Genomic DNA, 16,585 nt, shown 5'->3' on the forward strand with positions numbered 1-16,585 from the left:
TTCGGTGAATTTTCTTCGGAAGCGTCAGGGCTGGCCAGGTTTAAAAAAGGCCATCGGGCGGATCGGCGATGATCCGGCCCGCCACAAGATCGACCGTGGGCACTGCCTGCAAGGTAAAGGGCAGCAGGACCGTGGCGCTTGTCCCCGGTGCCTGAACCTCAAGAATATCCGAGGCGCCGTGATTGAGGACGGTCTTGACCTTGCCCAGCTGGGCGCCGCCGGTGTCGTAGACCTCAAGTCCGATCAGGTCAGCGTGGTAATATTCATCGTCGGGAAGATGCGGAAGCTGATCGCGCCCGGCATAAAGCCGGGTGCCGCGTAGGGCATCGGCGGCCTCTTTGTTGTTCACGCCTGTCAGGCGCGCGCTGAACCCGTTCTTGAGTTGCCCGGTCAGGGTGATTTCAAACGATCTGTCCCCGTCTTCCGAGGTCAGCGGGCTGTACTCGGCGATATCCTCGGGCGTGGCGGTGAAGCTTTTGAGGCGCACCTCGCCCTGAACACCAAAGGCGCCGCCAAGGGCGCCGACACAGATACGGTTTTCGTCACTCATTGGCGGATCCCCCGGCAAAGCCCATCCTGTGCGACGCCTTGGGCGGCCACGCAGCGTTGGCTGTGCTGATAGCGTTCAAATACGATTCCGGCCAGAAAAACCAACCCCATAAGGATAAGCGTGCGGACCGGGCGGAAAATCATTTAGCGGGTCTCGATAATCAGATCGGTCTGGCGGGTTTCCCAGCCTGCCAATTCAAGCTCGGGCGTGTCATTGTCGGTTTCGGGCCAGCCGACGCAGAGATAGGCCACCAGCGACCACCCTTCGGGTATGGCCAGATCGTGGTCCAGTTGCGCCGGATCAAGGATCGAGACCCAGCCGACGCCAAGCCCGCGCGCCCGCGCCGCAAGCCAGAAATGGGTGATTGCGCCGACCACGGAATAGCGCCGGGTTTCGGGCATTGTGCCCGCCCCAAGGCCCGCACCCTTGGCTGTGCTGTCGTCGCAATAGATGGCAAGCTGAACCGGCGATTCCTGCATGCCGGACAGTTTCAGGCCACTGTAAAGGCTGGCTTTTTCGCCGCTATACCCCTCAAGAGCCTGTTGGTTGGCCGCCTTGAAATTGGCAAGGGCGGCTGCGCGCGCGCTATCGCTTTGCACATGGATCACGCGCCAAGGTTCAGACAGGCCCACCGAGGGCGCAAGCTGAAAGGTGGCGAGACACTCTTGCAAGAGTGCCTCGTCCACCGGATCTGGGCGGAAGCGGCGCACATCGCGCCGCCACCGCATGAGATCAAGCAGGTCGTTCTGGAAGTCTTGGGAAAAGCCTGACATTCCAGCGATATCCCTGTCTTACTCTTCTGCACCGGCCTCTGCGGCGGGCTCTTCGGCCGGGGCAGCAGCAGCTTCGGCAGCGGCGGCCGCTTTCGCGGCTTTCTCTTCTGCGCGGTCCTGGGCTTTCTTGCCGGGGGTGCCTTTTTTCAGGTTGGCACGCTCGGTTTTCGGCACAACACCGGCAGCTTCAAGCATGCGGCTGACGCGGTCGGTGGGCTGGGCGCCCTGGGCGATCCAGTGCTGGATGCGCTCGATGTCCATTTTCACGCGCTCTTCGCTGTCTTTTGCCAGAAGCGGGTTGTAGGTGCCCAGTTTCTCGATGAAACGGCCATCGCGCGGCATGCGGCTGTCGGCCGCTACGATGCGATAGAAGGGGCGCTTTTTGCTGCCGCCGCGGGCGAGACGAATTTTCATAGCCATGTGGTGTTCTCCTTTGAATGGCGTGGGTCAGGGGGCGTTTGTGCCGCCTTACGATTGGTGTTGTTGATGGTGTCGGATCACTTCAGCGATGATGAAGTTGAGAAACTTTTTGGCAAATTCAGGGTCAAGATCGGCCTGATGTGCCAGGTCTTCGAGCCGCGCGATCTGGGCCGCTTCGCGGGCGGGATCGGACGGGGGAAGGTCGTGTTCGGCCTTAAGACGGCCAACCGCCTGGGTGTGCTTGAAGCGCTCCCCAAGAGTATAGACAAGGATCGCGTCAAGCCGGTCGATCGACTCGCGGTGGCCTTTCAGGAGCGCGGCGGCGCGGGTGCTTTGATCAGTCAAGGGGCATCCCTTTCGGTTTGAAAAGCGGGTCGCAGTAATGGTTGATCTCAAGCTCGATCCCGTCGGCGATCTGGCCGGATTTCAGGCGCTCGGGTGAGGGATGGCGATAGACGGCGTCATTTCCGTCGATGGTCGCCGCGTCCCTGTCCTTGACCGCGCCAAGGCGTTCGGCAAGGCGTATGCTGTCAAGGTTCTTGGGGTCGATATAGCTTACCGCGCTGTCCCAGCCCTGCGTTTCATAAAAATGACGGCGCACGGCATTGGTCGCCTCAAGCGCATAGCCGTGACCGGCCTTGTCGGGCCAGATGATCCAGGCGATTTCGCGTTCGGGCCATGCGGCAGGAAACCAACCGCCGGCCATTCCAAGCGTCGCGTCACTGTCTTTGTCGTGGATCATCCACATGCCAAAGCCGCGGATTTCCCAATGTCCGATCTCGGCGGCATAGAGCATCCATGCCTCGTATTTGTTCAGCGGCCCGCCCATGAAGCGCGAGCGATACGAGCTGAACGTCGCCTTGAAATCGGGGTAATCCTCGGGCGTGGGCCCGCGAAGCACGAGGCGGCGCGTCTCTATGGTGGGGATGCGCGACAGGGTCATGCGTAGGCCTCGACCGAGCCGTCATCGTCTGCGTCACGCTCGAACAGGTCACCCGGTCCGGGGTGGCGATACAAAAGATCGTGGCCCATGTGGATGTTTTCATATTCGCGCTCGAACCATGCGCCAAGCCGTTCTGCAAGCGCGACCGAGCGGGTGTTGCCCGGCACGATGTTCGAGGTGAGCGTGGTGAAGCCGAGATCCTGATAGGCATAGCGGCGCGCCCGGTCGGCGGCCTCATGGGCGATGCCCTTGCCTTCAAAGCCGTCAAACACGACCCAGCCAAGCTCGGGTTCGGGCCAGCCTTCGGGGTTCCAGATGCCGCTGATGCCGGCGGTCTCGCCGGTGTCTTTCATCTCGATGCTGAAATAGCCATAGCCGTGGATATGCCAATGTCCGACGTTCAACGCGAACCAGCGCCAGGCCTCGCCCCGGTTGGGCGCGGCGCCAAAGCCGGCCGCGCGCGTCTCATCCAGAAGAAACGCGATCAGCGGCTCGACATCGCGCGGCTCGGGGCCGCGCAGGATCAGGCGCTCGGTTTCAAGGATGGGGGCTTGGGTCAGGCTCATGGTGTTATTTCTTTTTCCCAAAGCCTGACAGGCCCGGGGGAAGGCCCATGCCGCCGCCCATGCCACCAAGACCGCCCAAACCACCGGGCAGTTTGCTGCCCATGGCGCGCGCGGCCTCTTCCATGGCTTTGGGGTCGTTCATGTCGGGCATGCCGCCCGCGGCGCCTTTGCCGCTGAACATGCCCTTCATGGCCTGTTTGAGCATGCCACCCTTGCCCATCTTCTTCATCATGTCGGCCATCTGGCGGTGCATCTTGAGAAGCTTGTTCAGCTCGGAAACCTCAAGACCGGCCCCCGCCGCAATCCGCTTTTTGCGGCTGGCCTGAAGCAGGGCGGGATTGGCGCGCTCTTTCTTGGTCATGGATTGTACGAGGGCGATCTGGCGGGTGATGATCTTGTCGTCGAATCCGGCGTCCTGCACCTGTTTGGCCATTTTGCCCATGCCGGGCATCATCCCCATCATGCCTTCCATGCCGCCCATCTTCTGCATCTGTTCAAGCTGCATCTTGAGGTCGTTCATGTTGAACTGACCCTTTTGAAAGCGCTTCATCATCCGCTCGGCCTGTTCGGCCTCGATGGTGGCTTGGGCCTTTTCGACAAGGCTTACGATGTCGCCCATGCCAAGGATGCGCCCGGCGATGCGTTCGGGTTCAAACGTCTCAAGCGCGTCGAGCTTTTCGCCGAGGCCGACAAAGCGGATCGGCTTGCCGGTGACGGCGCGCATGGATAGGGCCGCACCGCCGCGCCCGTCACCATCCATCCGGGTCAGGATCACGCCGGTCACGCCGATCTTGTCGTCAAATTCGGTCGCCACGTTGACTGCGTCCTGACCGGTGAGACCATCGACCACCAGCAGGGTTTCGCGCGGCTTGGCCACGTCGCGTACGGCTGCGGCCTGTGCGATCAGGTCGGTGTCGATATGAAGACGCCCGGCGGTGTCGAGGATATAGACATCATAGCCGCCCATCGCGGCCTGGGTCTTGGCGCGTTTGGCAATCGCCACCGGGTCTTCGCCCTTGACGATCGGCAGGGTATCAACCCCGATCTGACGGCCGAGAATTTCCAGCTGTTCCATCGCCGCCGGGCGGTTCACGTCAAGCGAGGCCATCAGCACGCGCTTGCCCTCGCGCTCTTTCAGGCGCTTGGCGAGCTTGGCGGTGGTGGTTGTCTTGCCCGAGCCTTGCAAGCCGACCATCAGGATCGGGGCCGGCGGGTTGTCGATGCGCAGCGCACCGGGATCATCCGAGCCGCGCAGCGTGTCGATCAGCGCGTCATGCACGATCTTGACGACCTGCTGGCCGGGGGTGATGGATTTGGTGACCGCCTGACCGGTGGCCTTGTCCTGAATCGCCTTGACGAAATCGCGCGCCACGGGCAGCGACACATCGGCCTCAAGCAGGGCCACACGCACCTCGCGCAGGGCGGTTTTCACATCCTCTTCGGACAGCGCGCCTTGCTTCGTCAGCCGGTCAAAGACACCGGAGAGGCGTTCGGACAGATTTTCAAACATCTCAGGCGCTCCTTTGAGCAGTTGATCAATAGCCCCAAAATAGGCAGGGACGGTGCAAATGCCAATCTCCCCCGTGGGCGCAACGCGCTGACGGAGGGCGATCCCTGCACAATGGCATAGGGACCGGAAGCGTTGAACTTCCGGAGGTTGGGTGGCATTTACGCGCGCCCATGGCACGAGTCAAGCCTTGGGTTCTGCGCGACGGCCTAGCGGGGCGGCAGCAAGAAGCTTTCGAAGGTTGCATACATCCGGGCGGCTTCGGACGGGGTCAGGCGGGCATGACCGGGCAGAAAGGCGGCGATGTCATGACCGCTATAGCGCCCGACAAGCTTGCCGTCACGCAGGACAAGCCGCTGGCGGGCGAAATCATAGGCGCGGTCATGACAGAACAGGCAACGCTGATTTAGCCCACTGTATAACCCGCCTGACAAAAGTTGTTGGCGAAACATCGCCACAAGGCTCTGGATTGCGGGCTCTGGCTGGCCCCCGCGATGATAGCGGAGAAACGCCGCAACCGGCCTGTCGCCCGAGGTCATTGGTGTGTCACTGTCAAGGTGAAGCTTCGCGCGGGCAAAGGCCCCGGCATGACCATGGCACGACAGGCACTCTGCCTCAAAAACCTGATGCGGGTCGAGATCCTGCGCCTCGCTGCCTTGCGAGCACAGCAATACCAACAGAAGCACGCGTGCGGCATGGATAAGGAGACTTGGCATGTTCGACGCTCCAGTCAATATCTGTGCATTTTACGCCCCAAACAGCGATGGCGCATTGCGTCAGGTCAAAAAGTCGAGAATCGTTTTACCGTTGCGGGAATGGGCCTTGCGCTTTACCACAGATGCGAACGCCCAACCGTGTTGCCGGGGGGCGATGTGAGTTAACGCACAGAGAGAACAATGGAACATTGGGATGAAGTGCGCACCGCCTATAACGTCGCGCGCATTGGCACGGTCAGCGGCGCCGCAGAGGTGCTTGGCGTGCATCACGCCACGGTGATCCGCCACATTGACGCGCTGGAGGAACGCCTTGGCGTCAAGCTTTTTCAGCGCCATGCGCGCGGCTATACCCCGACCGAGGCGGGCAGCGATCTGTTGCGCGTCGCGCAGGCCACCGATGATCAGTTCAGCCAGCTGGCCGGGCGGATCAAAGGGCGCGGCAACGAGGTGTCCGGCGAACTGGTCGTCACCTCGATTGGCGGGTTAAGTCATTTGCTGGTGCCGGTGCTGTCGGCGTTTCAGGATGCCTATCCGGGTCTGACCGTGCGCTATCTGACCGGCGACCGCCTGTTCCGGCTTGAATATGGCGAGGCACATGTGGCGGTGCGCGCGGGCGCGGTGCCCGATCAGCCCGACAATGTGGTCCAGCCGTTTTTCCGCCAGGAATTCACGCTTTTCGCCAGCGAGGCCTATGTGGCACGCCATGGCCTGCCAGAGTCGTGCAAGGATTTTGGCACGCATCGTTTTATCGGCGCCGATGACCCCAAAAGCCGCGCGCCCTTTGCCCGCTGGATGCAGGAAAACGTGCCCGCCGAGAATATCATCTTCAAAAGCGGCGACGTGCATGCGCAACGCCGCGCGATCCTGAGCGGGGCGGGCATCGGCTTTACCTCGGTGCTGCAGGCCGCCGAGGTCGAGGGGCTTGTGCAGGTTGTACCGCCCAAGCCGGAATGGGCCGCGCCGCTCTGGCTTGTGACGCATATGGATCTGCATCGCACCACCAAGGTTCAGGCGTTTCTGGCCTTTCTCAAGGACCATTCCAAAGCCTGGCAGCCCGAATGACTCCTGCCGCGCGCGGGCATCTTGCGATGTTGGCGTTTTCGGCGCTTGTTGCGGGGTCTTTCGCGCTTGGCTCGATGGCGGCGGGGCATATCGCGCCGGCGGCTCTTAATGCGCCGCGCTTTGTGCTGGCGGCGATGATCGTCGGGGCCGGGGCGGCGATGACCACCGGCATCCCACGCAGCACATGGCGCGCGCCCTGGCGGTATTTGCTGCTTGGCGGGGCGATGGGCCTCTATTTCGTGCTGATGTTCGAGGGGCTGAAAACCGCGCCGCCGGTGTCGGCGGCGGCGGTGTTTACCCTGACGCCGGTGATGGCGGGGCTGGCGGGCTATGTCATGCTGCGCCAGATCACCACGCCGCGCATGGCGCTTGCCCTGGCGATCGGGGCGATGGGCGCGCTCTGGGTGATCTTTCGCGCCGATCTTGGCGCCTTGATCGCGTTCGAGGTCGGGCGCGGCGAGGTGATCTATTTCTGGGGCTGCGCGGCGCATGCGATCTATACGCCGCTGGTGCGCCTGCTTAATCGCGGCGAGCGTCCGGTGGCGTTTTCCTTTGGCACCATGCTGGCGGCGGCGGGGTTGATCACGCTGGCGGGCTGGTCCGATATCGCGGCGACCGATTGGGCGGCTTTGCCGGGGATCGTGTGGATCACGCTGATCTATACGGCGGTGTTTGCCACCGCCCTGACCTTTGTGTTGTTGCAATACGCAAGCCTGCACCTGCCAAGCGCCAAGGTGATGGCCTATACCTATCTCACGCCCTCTTGGGTGATATGCTGGCAGGTGGCGCTTGGCCATCCGGTGCCGGGCGGGCTTATGCTGGCGGGGATTGGGTTGACGGTTGTGGCGCTGTTCCTGTTGCTCAAGGACGAAACCGCCGTTCTCAGATAAACCCGGCCTTTTTCAGATCGAGCCGCAATTGACGCATCTCCGGTGGCATCGCGCTTTCGCGCTCGCTTGGTTGCGGGTCGCTGGCCATCTGCGACAGGGCCGCGTTGGTCCAGAGGTCGGCCTTGGCAAAGCTGGTGATCTGGCGCGCGATGGCATCAAAGGCGGGCTGGCGCGTGCGCCGCTGGATAAGGCCGACCCGCGCACCAATCGGCATCACGAAGGGCGCAAGATGAAAGGCCGAGCCATCGGGGCCGACAATGTCATGCGCGGCCATGTAGCGTTGGCATTGCACGGCAATCGGGTGGCGCTCGGGGTGAAAGATCGTATAGCCCGCCGCCGAGAGCCAGCGTTCGATTTGCTGTTCATGCGGCACCTGCTGGGCCGGGTTTTTCAACCGCCGCCGCGAGATATAGAGTTTGTCCGGCCCCTCGGGCGTCAACGCGGCGCAAAGATGCTGGCGCACATAGCTGCGAAATTCGGGGGTGCCGCAGGTCCAGTGCATATGCCCCATGCCCTGGCTTGGCACCACCAATTCATCAACCTGAACCGGCTCTGTCGCTAGATGCACCGGCAAGCCCTGTCCGAGGATATCGAGAAGCGGGCCAAGGCGGCGCCGGATCACCGCCGCGATATCGCGGCCATGCATCGGGATGAGGATGATCCCGTCAAACGGCCCCTCGGTGTGATCAAGCGCCCAGAGGCGGCTGATGCATTCCAGCAGGAAATGACCGAAATGATGCCGCCCGACCCCGGCATAAAGCCAGCGACCCGGCAGATGCGCAACCGGTCCGTCGGGCGCATCAGGGTCCGGCGTGAACCGTCCGCCCGACAACAGGGTGCGCGCCTGAGCGACCGCCTCGCCACATTCCTTCATCACACCACAGGCGTGGCCTGTATCAGCGGTCATTGGCATGACGACCGCGCCCTTGAGCACGTCAATCCGGGCCTCGGGCAGGTGTCTTGCGTCAGATATCATCGGGCAATTCTGTGCGCAGGAACCTTTCAAAAGCGTCAAGATTGATCGCCTCGAACTGGCCAAAGCCCTGCATCCAGATGCTGGCATCGCGTAGCGCGTCGGGTTCCAGCTTGCACCATTTCACACGCCCGCGCCGCTCCTGGCTGATAAGGCCCGCGCGGCTGAGGATGTTGAGGTGCTTGGAAATCGCGGCAAGGCTCATCTCGAAGGGATCGGCGACATCGGTCACGGCCATGTCATCCTCGAGCAGCATCGACAGAATCGCGCGGCGGGTCGGGTCGCCGAGGGCGGCAAAAACGGTATCAAGTGCCTGCGATTTATCCATGATCTTGTTAAGCCCAACCAACTGCCCGGCGTCAACGCTTATGCGCGCGCTGCGCATCGGCCGGGCGCGGCAAGTGTGGCTTTTTCGGCTCATTTGGCCGCAAACACGGGTTGATCTGTGACAAAGCTAAGGGTCAGCCGCCGGTTTAGGATCGTGACGCAACAACAGGAAACGCGAAAGGATTCATTATGTTTTCAACAATCATGGTTCCCGTCGATCTGGTTCATAAAGATACGCTGTCCAAGGCACTTGATGCGGCGGGCGATATGGCCAAGCGCTACGGCGCGGTGATCAAGGTGGTCAGCGTGGGTGGCGAATTGCCGAATGAGCTTGGCCATAACTCGGGCGAGTTTACCGAGACCGTTCAGGATTTCGCCAAGGGCCTGCGTGACAAATTCGGGGTCGAGGTCGAGGCCGAGACCATCATCAGTCACGACCCCGAGGTCGAAACCACCTCGGCGCTGATGAAAGCGATCGAGAGCACCGGGGCAGATCTTGTGATCATGGCAAGCCATGTGCCCGGTATCCTTGAACACATCTTCAGCTCGCATGGCGGCTATATCGCCCAGCATGCCAAGGTTTCGGTCTTCATCATTCGATAAGGGCCTTTGCGCGCCGGGCCGGTTTCGGTGACCCGTCGGCCCGGCGCGCCAGTACCCTGAAAAAAGCTCAACCATCTGGTTGAATATAGCCAAAGCGCCCCTGCGGCGCGAAACAGGCCCTGCGGCGGAATCGCACGCGCCTTTCATTGTTCAAAAAATACTCAATAAAACAAACGGTTGCGTTGTTTTTCTGCGCTGCGGCCTGGCGCTTGACTCGGGCGGTGGCGCCGCATAGCAAAGGCGCAACCGAATTGAGGGGCAACGGCGTGACAGATCCCGATCAGGCAGAGCGACTTGCGCAGCTTGAGGCGAGGATCAACCGGCTCAAAGCCAAGGACGCGCCGAAGTCTCATCAGGAGGAGCATTATTCTCAGGCAAATCTCGCCTGGCGGATGGTGATCGAACTTGTTGCCGGTCTGTTGATCGGCTTTGGCATAGGGTACGGGCTCGACAGCCTGTTCGGGACGCTCCCGATTTTCCTTGTGCTGTTTACACTGCTGGGTCTGGCGGCCGGCGTCAAAACGATGATGCGAAGTGCGGCCGAGCTACAGGAAAAGAATATGGCCGGTACGGCCAGCGACAATGCGCCCGAAAAGGGCGCCGATGAGAGGGCAAAAAATGGCGACTGAAACGCATGGTGCCGATCAAGGCGGTCTGGTATTTCACCCGATGGATCAGTTCATCGTCAAACCGCTGTTTGGTGACGGGCCGGTTGGCCTTTTCACGCTGACCAATGTGACATTGTGGATGGCGCTGACCGTTCTGGCGATCTTTGCGCTTCTGGTTCTGGGCACCTCCGGGCGCGCCACGATCCCGAGCCGGGTTCAGTCGGTTGCCGAGCTGATCTATGATTTCATCCGCAAGATGGTCGAGGACGTTGCCGGCAAGGATGCACTGGTTTTCTTTCCTTACATCATGACGCTGTTCCTGTTCATTCTCTTCGCGAACTTCCTCGGCCTTCTGCCGATGGCATTCACTACCACGAGCCATATCGCGGTGACGGCTGTGATGGCGGTGATGGTGTTCCTGACCGTAACCGTCGTGGGTTTCGTCAAGCACGGCTTTGGCTTTCTCGGCCTGTTCTGGGTAAGCTCGGCGCCCTTGGCGCTGCGCCCGGTGCTGGCGCTTATCGAGGTGATTTCCTACTTCGTGCGCCCCGTCAGCCATTCCATCCGTCTTGCAGGCAACATGATGGCCGGTCACGCCGTGGTCAAAGTCTTCGCGGCCTTCGCGCCGATGATCCTGATCTCGACCGGTATCGGCCTTGTGGTCACGCCGCTGTCGATCCTGGCGATCTCGACGATCTATGCGCTTGAGGTGCTTGTGGCCTTCATTCAGGCCTATGTCTTTACCATCCTGACCTGTGTCTATCTCAAGGATGCGCTGCATCCGAGCCACTAAGGGATACGGTGGGTTTCACCCACCCTGCGAAACAACCCGGCAGGTCTGATCCTGCTGCGAAACGACGGCGGGTTCGCCTGCCTCACGACCGACTGATCAATGCCAATTCCAACTTAAGGAGAAATCACATGGAAGGCGATATCGTACAAATGGGTGCCTACATCGGCGCAGGCCTCGCATGCACAGGCATGGGTGGCGCGGCTCTTGGTGTGGGTCACGTGGCCGGCAACTTCCTTGCGGGCGCTCTGCGTAACCCTTCGGCCGCTGCTGGCCAGACCGCGACACTGTTCATCGGTATCGCATTTGCCGAAGCTCTGGGGATCTTCTCGTTCCTCGTCGCGCTTCTGCTCATGTTCGCTGTCTAAGACTCTCGGGTAGCTGATCCTTTCGACCGGGGGGCGGCGCATTGTTGTCGCCGCCCGGTGCACGGAACTTTCCCTTAGGAGAACGACATGGCAAGCGAAACGCACAACGCCGCTGACGCCGCCGCATCCGCGCCGGGGTTGCCGCAGCTGAATTTCGATCACTTCGGCAACCAGATTTTCTGGCTTCTGGTCACGCTTGTCGTGATCTATTTTGTCCTGTCGCGCATTGCGCTTCCGCGGATTGCGGCTGTGCTGGCTGAGCGTCATGGCACCATTACCAATGACCTTGCAGCCGCCGAAGACCTCAAGGCCAAAGCGGTTGAGGCCGAAGAGGCCTATAACAAGGCTCTGGCCGATGCCCGCGGCGAGGCACAGACCATCGTCAACGAGGCCAAGGCCGAGATCAAAGCCGACCTCGACAAGGCAATTGCCAAGGCTGACGCAGAAATCGCGGCAAAGACCGCCGAGGGCGAGAAGAAAATCGCCGAGATTCGCGCCAACGCTCTTGAAAGCGTCAAAGAGGTTGCCAACGACACCACTGGTGAAATCGTTGCTGCTCTTGGCGGCAAGGCCGACAAGCGCACTGTAACCGCGGCTGTGACCGCCCGGATGAAAGGGTAATCGCATGCGGAAAATTCTAGCCACTCTGGCCGCAGCCACACTTGCCAGCCCCGCGCTGGCGGCATCGGGGCCTTTTGTCTCGTTGGCGAACACCAACTTCATCGTTCTGATCTCATTCCTGATCTTTGTCGGCTTTCTCGTGTACCTCAAGGTGCCGGGCATGCTTGGCAAAAAGCTTGATGAGCGTGCCGAGGGCATTCAGGCCGAGCTTGATGAAGCCCGCTCTTTGCGTGAAGAGGCCCAGACCCTTCTGGCCAGCTATGAGCGCAAGCAAAAAGAGGTTCAGGAACAGGCCGACCGTATCGTCGCCCATGCCAAGGAAGAAGCGGCCATTGCCGCCGATCAAGCCAAGGCAGACCTGAAAGACTCGATTGCACGCCGTTTGCAGTCTGCCGAAGATCAGATCGGCTCTGCCGAGTCCCGCGCCATCCGCGAAGTGCGTGATCAGGCGGTCAGCATTGCGGTTGCGGCGGCCAAGGATGTCATCGCCAAGCAGATGACAGCCGCAGAGGGCAACTCTTTGATCGACTCATCGATCGCCGAGGTCAACGCCAAGCTGCACTAAGTGCCGCTCACAACAAAGCAAAGGCCCGGACCGGAAACGGACCGGGCCTTTTCGGTTTTGAATATTAAGATTTCGTAAATTTGTGATCACAAAGAGCAAAGGCGGCCTGCCTTTTTGGGTGCCGCCGTCGGATTGGCCAACCGCGCATCACGCAGGGCAGGGCCGAGTCGCCGGGTATTGGGTTGCTCATATGTGATCACACGATAATTTACGTGATCACAAAGCGCAAAATTTTGCGGCCAATTGTACCCAAAGCGCGATTTTCTGGCGACCAACGGGTGACATCGGCGCTAAAACATTTCACAAAGGGACAACTCGCGTCGATGCTTGCGCCGCGCTTGCCATATGCATGAAGGAGATCATCCATGGCTGACACCAAACCGGTTGAACGCCCGCTTTCCCCACACCTGCAAATTTATCGCCCGCAATTGACCTCGATCACGTCGATCCTGACCCGGATCACCGGCAATGGTCTTATCGTGGCGGTGCTGTTGATGGTGTGGTGGCTTTTGGCGGCCTCGACGTCGGATGCCTATTTCGCCGTTGCCGATGCGGTTGTCACCTCTTGGTTTGGCAAGCTGATCTTCACGCTCTCGCTCTGGGCGATCTGGTATCATTACCTCGCCGGGCTTCGGCACTTCTATTTCGATGCGGGCAAGGGGATGGATATCCCCACGGCGGAAAAGCTTGGCTGGGGCCTGATCATCGGCTCGGTCGTTTTGACCATCATCACCCTTTTGCTGGTCTGAGGAGGCTATCATGCGTTATCTGACCGATCGTAAACGTGCCGAGGGCAAAGGCGCCGCCGGCACTGGCACCGAACATTTCTGGCATATGAAGGTCAGCGGTGTTGGCCTTGCCATCATGGTGCCGACCTTTCTTGTCCTGTTTGGCCGTGCTCTTGGCGGCACCCGCCAAGAGGTGATTGATGCCTTTGCCCATCCGTTCATGGCCATTCTGACCGGGCTTGTCCTGTTCGTGGGGCTGCGCCATTTCCAGAATGGCGCCCAGACAATGATTGAAGATTATAGCAAGGGTGCGACGCGACGGGCCCTGATCATCGGCGTGACAGCCCTATGTTACGCGTTGACCGCAACCGGGCTTTTCGCCCTTGCCAAGATCGCGCTTTGAGGAATTGACCATGGCCGCTTACGAATACGAAACACATGATTATGACGTCGTTGTAGTGGGGGCCGGGGGCGCCGGGCTTCGCGCGACCCTGGGGATGGCCGAGCAAGGCCTGCGCACCGCCTGTGTGACCAAGGTCTTCCCAACCCGGAGCCACACCGTCGCGGCTCAGGGCGGCATCGCCGCAAGCCTTGGCAACATGGGTCCCGACAGTTGGCAGTGGCATATGTATGACACGGTCAAGGGTTCTGACTGGCTTGGTGATACCGACGCGATGGAATATCTCGCCCGCGAAGCGCCCAAGGCGGTTTACGAGCTTGAGCATTACGGCGTGCCGTTCTCGCGCACCGAAGCGGGCAAGATCTATCAGCGTCCGTTTGGCGGCCATACCACCGAATTCGGCGAAGGCCCCCCGGTGCAGCGCACCTGCGCCGCCGCCGACCGCACCGGCCACGCCATTTTGCACACGCTTTATGGTCAGAGCCTCAAGAACAACGCGGAATTCTATATCGAGTATTTCGCCATTGACCTGATCATGTCGGATGACGGCGCTTGCACAGGTGTCGTCTGCTGGAAGCTGGACGATGGCACGATCCATGTGTTCAACGCCAAGACCGTCGTGCTTGCCACCGGTGGCTATGGCCGCGCCTACTTTAGCGCCACATCGGCGCATACCTGCACCGGCGACGGTGGCGGGATGGTGGCGCGGGCGGGTCTTCCGCTTCAGGATATGGAATTCGTGCAATTCCACCCGACCGGCATTTTCGGCGCGGGTTGTCTTATCACCGAGGGCGCGCGCGGCGAGGGCGGGTATCTTACGAACTCCGAGGGCGAGCGCTTTATGGAGCGGTATGCGCCCAACTATAAAGACCTCGCGCCGCGCGATTATGTCAGTCGCTGCATGACCATGGAAATCCGCGAAGGCCGGGGTGTTGGCGCCGATGGCGACCATATCCACCTTAACCTGAGCCACCTGCCGCCCGAGGCGCTCAAGCTGCGCCTGCCGGGGATTTCGGAAAGCGCGCGCATCTTTGCCGGTGTGGATGTCAACAAGGAGCCGATCCCGGTTCTGCCGACGGTGCATTACAACATGGGCGGTATCCCGACCAACTATTGGGGTGAGGTTCTGAACCCGACCAAGAAAGACCCGACCGCGATCGTGCCCGGCCTTATGGCCGTCGGCGAGGCGGGCTGTGCCTCGGTGCATGGCGCGAACCGTCTTGGCTCCAATAGCCTGATCGACCTTGTGGTCTTTGGCCGCGCCGCCGCCATTCGTGCCGGCAAGGTTGTCGATCCCGACACTGCCGTTCCGGCCACGAATACCGCACAGGTCGACAAGGCGCTTGATCGCTTTGACACCCTGCGCAACGCAAAGGGCGCCGTGCCGACCGCCGAACTGCGCCTTGAGATGCAGAAAACCATGCAGGCTGATGCCGCCGTGTTCCGCACCTCGAAGACCCTCGCCGAGGGTGTCGACAAGATGCAGGCCGTGGCCGCCAAGATGGATGACATCCAGGTCACTGACCGAAGCCTTGTGTGGAACAGCGACCTGATGGAAACGCTTGAGTTGACCAACCTAATGCCGAACGCGCTTGCCACGATCAACGGCGCAGAGGCCCGCAAGGAAAGCCGTGGCGCCCATGCGCATGAGGATTTCAGCACGCGGGATGACAAGAAATGGCGCGTGCACACCATCTCGCATGTTGATGGCGCAAAGGTTGACCTGAGCTATCGCCCGATTGTCACAGAGCCTCTGACCACCGAGGCCGAGGGCGGTATCAGCCTCAAGACCATTGCCCCGAAAGAGCGGACGTTCTGATGAGAGTTTTGCTTGGATGTGTGGCTCTGGTCGGATTGACCGCCTGCGATGTCGCGAACCAGGCGGCCGACACGGTGGCACGCGACCGGGCCAAGGGTGTGGTCAACGGCGTGGTCGAGACCCGCTTTCCCGGCGTCAATGCCGCGCCGGTGACCGATTGCATCATCGATCAGGCCTCGGCCAGCGAGATCATATCCATCGCCGGGGCAAGCGTGACCGGCGTGACCCAATCCACGGTGGAACAGGTGGTCGAAATCGCCCGCCGTCCCGAAGCCGTGCAATGTATTGCCCAAAACAGCCTGACCCTGCTGGGCGGCTGAGAAGGAGTAGACGAGATGGTTCAATTCAGACTTCCCAAGAATTCGCGCATGGTGACGGGCAAAACCTGGCCCAAGCCGGAAGGCGCCACCAATCTGCGCAAGTTCCAGATTTACCGCTGGACGCCGGATGACGGCAAAAACCCGAGCGTGGACACGTATTTCGTCGATATGGATACCTGCGGGCCGATGATCCTGGACGCGCTGATCAAGATCAAGAACGAGATCGACCCGACGCTGACCTTCCGGCGGTCCTGCCGCGAGGGGATTTGCGGGTCTTGCGCGATGAACATCGACGGGATCAACACGCTGGCCTGTATTTACGGCATGGATGAGGTCAAGGGCGACGTGAAAATCTATCCGCTGCCGCATATGCCGGTGGTGCGCGACCTGATCCCGGACCTGACGCATTTTTATGCGCAGCACGCCAGCATCATGCCCTGGCTTGAAACCAAGACCAACCGCCCGGCAAAAGAATGGCGACAGTCGATCGAGGATCGCGAAAAGCTGGATGGGCTTTATGAATGCGTGATGTGCGCGTCGTGTTCGACATCCTGCCCAAGCTATTGGTGGAATGGCGACAAATATCTCGGGCCAGCCGCCTTGCTGCATGCCTATCGCTGGATCATCGATTCACGCGATGAGGCCACGGGCGAGCGTCTGGACGAGCTTGAGGATCCCTTCAAACTCTACCGCTGTCACACGATCATGAACTGCACCAAGACCTGCCCCAAGGGCCTTAATCCGGCCAAGGCGATCTCTGAGATCAAAAAGATGATGGTAGACCGCGCGGTGTAAATGTCCGCACCATGATCCGCTATTCAAAGGCCTCGGGGGACACCTCGGGGCCTTTTGCCTTGCGCGCAGTGCATAGCGAGAGTGCAGGACTGGTGGTTAAATGCTGCATCGCGGGGTAATCCCCCCCAAAATTAGTGGTGTTCAAAAGTAGAATTTTCTCGGCAAGATATCTGAGGAGATTTACGATGAAGAACGGACGATTTAGCGACGCTCAGATCATGACGATCCTGAAGCAGGCGGA

General features: G+C 60.7%; 24 protein-coding genes. 13 read left to right on the forward strand and 11 right to left on the reverse strand.

Going from position 1 to position 16,585, the window contains the following annotated elements; translation table 11 throughout:
• Window positions 1-40: 40 nt before the first annotated feature.
• The 8 genes from rimM to ROG8370_RS15985 all read right to left on the reverse strand — a co-directional run bounded on the left by rimM (window position 41) and on the right by ROG8370_RS15985 (window position 5,475).
• On the reverse strand, window positions 41-550 hold the full coding sequence (rimM, locus tag ROG8370_RS15950; RefSeq protein WP_085828165.1) for a ribosome maturation factor RimM: 510 nt from the start codon (window positions 548-550) through the stop codon (window positions 41-43).
• Between the two features lie 143 nt (window positions 551-693).
• Window positions 694-1,323, reverse strand: a complete 630-nt coding sequence (gene bluB, locus ROG8370_RS15955) for a 5,6-dimethylbenzimidazole synthase (RefSeq protein ID WP_085828166.1) — start codon at window positions 1,321-1,323, stop codon at window positions 694-696.
• An 18-nt stretch (window positions 1,324-1,341) separates the two neighbouring features.
• Window positions 1,342-1,743: a 30S ribosomal protein S16 gene (gene rpsP / locus ROG8370_RS15960; protein ID WP_085828167.1), complete on the reverse strand. Its 402-nt coding sequence runs from the start codon at window positions 1,741-1,743 to the stop codon at window positions 1,342-1,344.
• Window positions 1,744-1,791: 48 nt separating this feature from the next.
• Window positions 1,792-2,088, reverse strand: a complete 297-nt coding sequence (locus tag ROG8370_RS15965; protein WP_085828168.1) for a chorismate mutase — start codon at window positions 2,086-2,088, stop codon at window positions 1,792-1,794.
• Window positions 2,081-2,686 carry a GNAT family N-acetyltransferase gene (locus ROG8370_RS15970; RefSeq protein WP_085828169.1) on the reverse strand — a complete coding sequence of 202 codons (606 nt, stop codon included), beginning with the start codon at window positions 2,684-2,686 and terminating at the stop codon, window positions 2,081-2,083. The genes ROG8370_RS15965 and ROG8370_RS15970 overlap by 8 nt, the downstream gene beginning before the upstream one ends.
• Entirely contained in the window at window positions 2,683-3,252 is a 570-nt protein-coding gene (locus ROG8370_RS15975) for a GNAT family N-acetyltransferase (protein WP_085828170.1), read from the reverse strand. Before ROG8370_RS15975 ends, ROG8370_RS15970 begins: the two co-directional genes overlap by 4 nt.
• A gap of 4 nt (window positions 3,253-3,256) precedes the next feature.
• A complete protein-coding gene (ffh, locus tag ROG8370_RS15980) occupies window positions 3,257-4,762 on the reverse strand; it encodes a signal recognition particle protein (protein WP_085828171.1) in 1,506 nt (501 codons plus the stop codon).
• A gap of 206 nt (window positions 4,763-4,968) precedes the next feature.
• Window positions 4,969-5,475 carry a hypothetical protein gene (locus ROG8370_RS15985; protein ID WP_085828172.1) on the reverse strand — a complete coding sequence of 169 codons (507 nt, stop codon included), beginning with the start codon at window positions 5,473-5,475 and terminating at the stop codon, window positions 4,969-4,971.
• Between the two features lie 180 nt (window positions 5,476-5,655).
• Here ROG8370_RS15985 and ROG8370_RS15990 point away from each other — a divergent pair, with 180 nt between their 5' ends.
• Both ROG8370_RS15990 and ROG8370_RS15995 read left to right on the forward strand, forming a co-directional pair.
• Window positions 5,656-6,537, forward strand: coding sequence for a LysR family transcriptional regulator (locus ROG8370_RS15990; RefSeq protein ID WP_085828173.1), 882 nt, complete (start codon window positions 5,656-5,658; stop codon window positions 6,535-6,537).
• Complete coding sequence (locus ROG8370_RS15995) at window positions 6,534-7,427, forward strand: DMT family transporter (protein ID WP_085828174.1); 894 nt, start codon at window positions 6,534-6,536, stop codon at window positions 7,425-7,427. The genes ROG8370_RS15990 and ROG8370_RS15995 overlap by 4 nt, the downstream gene beginning before the upstream one ends.
• On the opposite strand, the gene ROG8370_RS16000 is transcribed toward ROG8370_RS15995, so the two are convergent.
• The gene (locus tag ROG8370_RS16000; protein WP_170925272.1) at window positions 7,420-8,403 is read right to left on the reverse strand and encodes a glycosyltransferase family 61 protein; all 984 of its coding nucleotides are present in this window, start codon (window positions 8,401-8,403) and stop codon (window positions 7,420-7,422) included. The genes ROG8370_RS15995 and ROG8370_RS16000 overlap by 8 nt on opposite strands.
• Complete coding sequence (locus tag ROG8370_RS16005; protein ID WP_085828188.1) at window positions 8,393-8,728, reverse strand: ArsR/SmtB family transcription factor; 336 nt, start codon at window positions 8,726-8,728, stop codon at window positions 8,393-8,395. The genes ROG8370_RS16000 and ROG8370_RS16005 overlap by 11 nt, the downstream gene beginning before the upstream one ends.
• Before the next feature lie 188 nt (window positions 8,729-8,916).
• On the opposite strand from ROG8370_RS16005, the gene ROG8370_RS16010 reads away from it, so the two are divergent.
• The 6 genes from ROG8370_RS16010 (at window position 8,917) to ROG8370_RS16035 (ending at window position 12,282) form a co-directional block, all read left to right on the forward strand.
• Window positions 8,917-9,330: a universal stress protein gene (locus tag ROG8370_RS16010; RefSeq protein ID WP_085828176.1), complete on the forward strand. Its 414-nt coding sequence runs from the start codon at window positions 8,917-8,919 to the stop codon at window positions 9,328-9,330.
• A gap of 266 nt (window positions 9,331-9,596) precedes the next feature.
• The gene (locus tag ROG8370_RS16015; RefSeq protein WP_085828189.1) at window positions 9,597-9,959 is read left to right on the forward strand and encodes an AtpZ/AtpI family protein; all 363 of its coding nucleotides are present in this window, start codon (window positions 9,597-9,599) and stop codon (window positions 9,957-9,959) included.
• Window positions 9,949-10,731 carry a F0F1 ATP synthase subunit A gene (locus tag ROG8370_RS16020; RefSeq protein ID WP_085828177.1) on the forward strand — a complete coding sequence of 261 codons (783 nt, stop codon included), beginning with the start codon at window positions 9,949-9,951 and terminating at the stop codon, window positions 10,729-10,731. The genes ROG8370_RS16015 and ROG8370_RS16020 overlap by 11 nt, the downstream gene beginning before the upstream one ends.
• 128 nt (window positions 10,732-10,859) lie before the next feature.
• Window positions 10,860-11,096, forward strand: a complete 237-nt coding sequence (locus tag ROG8370_RS16025; protein WP_037248131.1) for a F0F1 ATP synthase subunit C — start codon at window positions 10,860-10,862, stop codon at window positions 11,094-11,096.
• Between the two features lie 87 nt (window positions 11,097-11,183).
• Window positions 11,184-11,717: a F0F1 ATP synthase subunit B' gene (locus tag ROG8370_RS16030; RefSeq protein WP_085828178.1), complete on the forward strand. Its 534-nt coding sequence runs from the start codon at window positions 11,184-11,186 to the stop codon at window positions 11,715-11,717.
• A 4-nt stretch (window positions 11,718-11,721) separates the two neighbouring features.
• Entirely contained in the window at window positions 11,722-12,282 is a 561-nt protein-coding gene (locus ROG8370_RS16035; RefSeq protein WP_085828179.1) for a F0F1 ATP synthase subunit B, read from the forward strand.
• Window positions 12,283-12,490: 208 nt separating this feature from the next.
• Here the strand turns inward: ROG8370_RS16035 and ROG8370_RS20645 are convergent, their stop codons facing one another.
• A complete protein-coding gene (locus tag ROG8370_RS20645) occupies window positions 12,491-12,649 on the reverse strand; it encodes a hypothetical protein (RefSeq protein ID WP_170925273.1) in 159 nt (52 codons plus the stop codon).
• Here ROG8370_RS20645 and sdhC point away from each other — a divergent pair.
• The 5 genes from sdhC to ROG8370_RS16060 are packed head-to-tail and all read left to right on the forward strand — an operon-like array spanning window position 12,648 to window position 16,344.
• A complete protein-coding gene (sdhC, locus tag ROG8370_RS16040) occupies window positions 12,648-13,031 on the forward strand; it encodes a succinate dehydrogenase, cytochrome b556 subunit (RefSeq protein ID WP_085828180.1) in 384 nt (127 codons plus the stop codon). The genes ROG8370_RS20645 and sdhC overlap by 2 nt on opposite strands.
• A 10-nt stretch (window positions 13,032-13,041) precedes the next feature.
• Window positions 13,042-13,413 carry a succinate dehydrogenase, hydrophobic membrane anchor protein gene (sdhD, locus tag ROG8370_RS16045; RefSeq protein WP_085828181.1) on the forward strand — a complete coding sequence of 124 codons (372 nt, stop codon included), beginning with the start codon at window positions 13,042-13,044 and terminating at the stop codon, window positions 13,411-13,413.
• 10 nt (window positions 13,414-13,423) lie between these two features.
• Window positions 13,424-15,229 carry a succinate dehydrogenase flavoprotein subunit gene (gene sdhA, locus ROG8370_RS16050; RefSeq protein WP_085828182.1) on the forward strand — a complete coding sequence of 602 codons (1,806 nt, stop codon included), beginning with the start codon at window positions 13,424-13,426 and terminating at the stop codon, window positions 15,227-15,229.
• Window positions 15,229-15,549 carry a succinate dehydrogenase gene (locus ROG8370_RS16055; protein ID WP_085828183.1) on the forward strand — a complete coding sequence of 107 codons (321 nt, stop codon included), beginning with the start codon at window positions 15,229-15,231 and terminating at the stop codon, window positions 15,547-15,549. Before sdhA ends, ROG8370_RS16055 begins: the two co-directional genes overlap by 1 nt.
• A 15-nt stretch (window positions 15,550-15,564) precedes the next feature.
• Entirely contained in the window at window positions 15,565-16,344 is a 780-nt protein-coding gene (locus ROG8370_RS16060; RefSeq protein ID WP_085828184.1) for a succinate dehydrogenase iron-sulfur subunit, read from the forward strand.
• Window positions 16,345-16,585 lie beyond the last annotated feature (241 nt).

It is taken from the genome of Roseovarius gaetbuli (genome assembly GCF_900172365.1).
In the GTDB taxonomy this organism is placed as follows: Bacteria; Pseudomonadota; Alphaproteobacteria; order Rhodobacterales; family Rhodobacteraceae; genus Roseovarius; species Roseovarius gaetbuli.

Coding starts and splice junctions, on each gene's coding strand:
- ROG8370_RS16025 (WP_037248131.1), top strand. CDS start 10,860: ATGGAAGGCGATATCGTACAAATGGGTGCCTACATCGGCGCAGGCCTC.
- ROG8370_RS16020 (WP_085828177.1), top strand. CDS start 9,949: ATGGCGACTGAAACGCATGGTGCCGATCAAGGCGGTCTGGTATTTCAC.
- ROG8370_RS16010 (WP_085828176.1), top strand. CDS start 8,917: ATGTTTTCAACAATCATGGTTCCCGTCGATCTGGTTCATAAAGATACG.
- ROG8370_RS15970 (WP_085828169.1), bottom strand. CDS start 2,686: ATGACCCTGTCGCGCATCCCCACCATAGAGACGCGCCGCCTCGTGCTT.
- ROG8370_RS16035 (WP_085828179.1), top strand. CDS start 11,722: ATGCGGAAAATTCTAGCCACTCTGGCCGCAGCCACACTTGCCAGCCCC.
- ROG8370_RS16000 (WP_170925272.1), bottom strand. CDS start 8,403: ATGATATCTGACGCAAGACACCTGCCCGAGGCCCGGATTGACGTGCTC.
- ROG8370_RS16030 (WP_085828178.1), top strand. CDS start 11,184: ATGGCAAGCGAAACGCACAACGCCGCTGACGCCGCCGCATCCGCGCCG.
- ROG8370_RS16055 (WP_085828183.1), top strand. CDS start 15,229: ATGAGAGTTTTGCTTGGATGTGTGGCTCTGGTCGGATTGACCGCCTGC.
- ROG8370_RS16060 (WP_085828184.1), top strand. CDS start 15,565: ATGGTTCAATTCAGACTTCCCAAGAATTCGCGCATGGTGACGGGCAAA.
- rimM (WP_085828165.1), bottom strand. CDS start 550: ATGAGTGACGAAAACCGTATCTGTGTCGGCGCCCTTGGCGGCGCCTTT.
- ROG8370_RS15975 (WP_085828170.1), bottom strand. CDS start 3,252: ATGAGCCTGACCCAAGCCCCCATCCTTGAAACCGAGCGCCTGATCCTG.
- rpsP (WP_085828167.1), bottom strand. CDS start 1,743: ATGGCTATGAAAATTCGTCTCGCCCGCGGCGGCAGCAAAAAGCGCCCC.
- ROG8370_RS20645 (WP_170925273.1), bottom strand. CDS start 12,649: ATGGATGATCTCCTTCATGCATATGGCAAGCGCGGCGCAAGCATCGAC.
- bluB (WP_085828166.1), bottom strand. CDS start 1,323: ATGTCAGGCTTTTCCCAAGACTTCCAGAACGACCTGCTTGATCTCATG.
- ffh (WP_085828171.1), bottom strand. CDS start 4,762: ATGTTTGAAAATCTGTCCGAACGCCTCTCCGGTGTCTTTGACCGGCTG.
- sdhA (WP_085828182.1), top strand. CDS start 13,424: ATGGCCGCTTACGAATACGAAACACATGATTATGACGTCGTTGTAGTG.
- ROG8370_RS16005 (WP_085828188.1), bottom strand. CDS start 8,728: ATGGATAAATCGCAGGCACTTGATACCGTTTTTGCCGCCCTCGGCGAC.
- ROG8370_RS15990 (WP_085828173.1), top strand. CDS start 5,656: ATGGAACATTGGGATGAAGTGCGCACCGCCTATAACGTCGCGCGCATT.
- sdhD (WP_085828181.1), top strand. CDS start 13,042: ATGCGTTATCTGACCGATCGTAAACGTGCCGAGGGCAAAGGCGCCGCC.
- ROG8370_RS15995 (WP_085828174.1), top strand. CDS start 6,534: ATGACTCCTGCCGCGCGCGGGCATCTTGCGATGTTGGCGTTTTCGGCG.
- sdhC (WP_085828180.1), top strand. CDS start 12,648: ATGGCTGACACCAAACCGGTTGAACGCCCGCTTTCCCCACACCTGCAA.
- ROG8370_RS15985 (WP_085828172.1), bottom strand. CDS start 5,475: ATGCCAAGTCTCCTTATCCATGCCGCACGCGTGCTTCTGTTGGTATTG.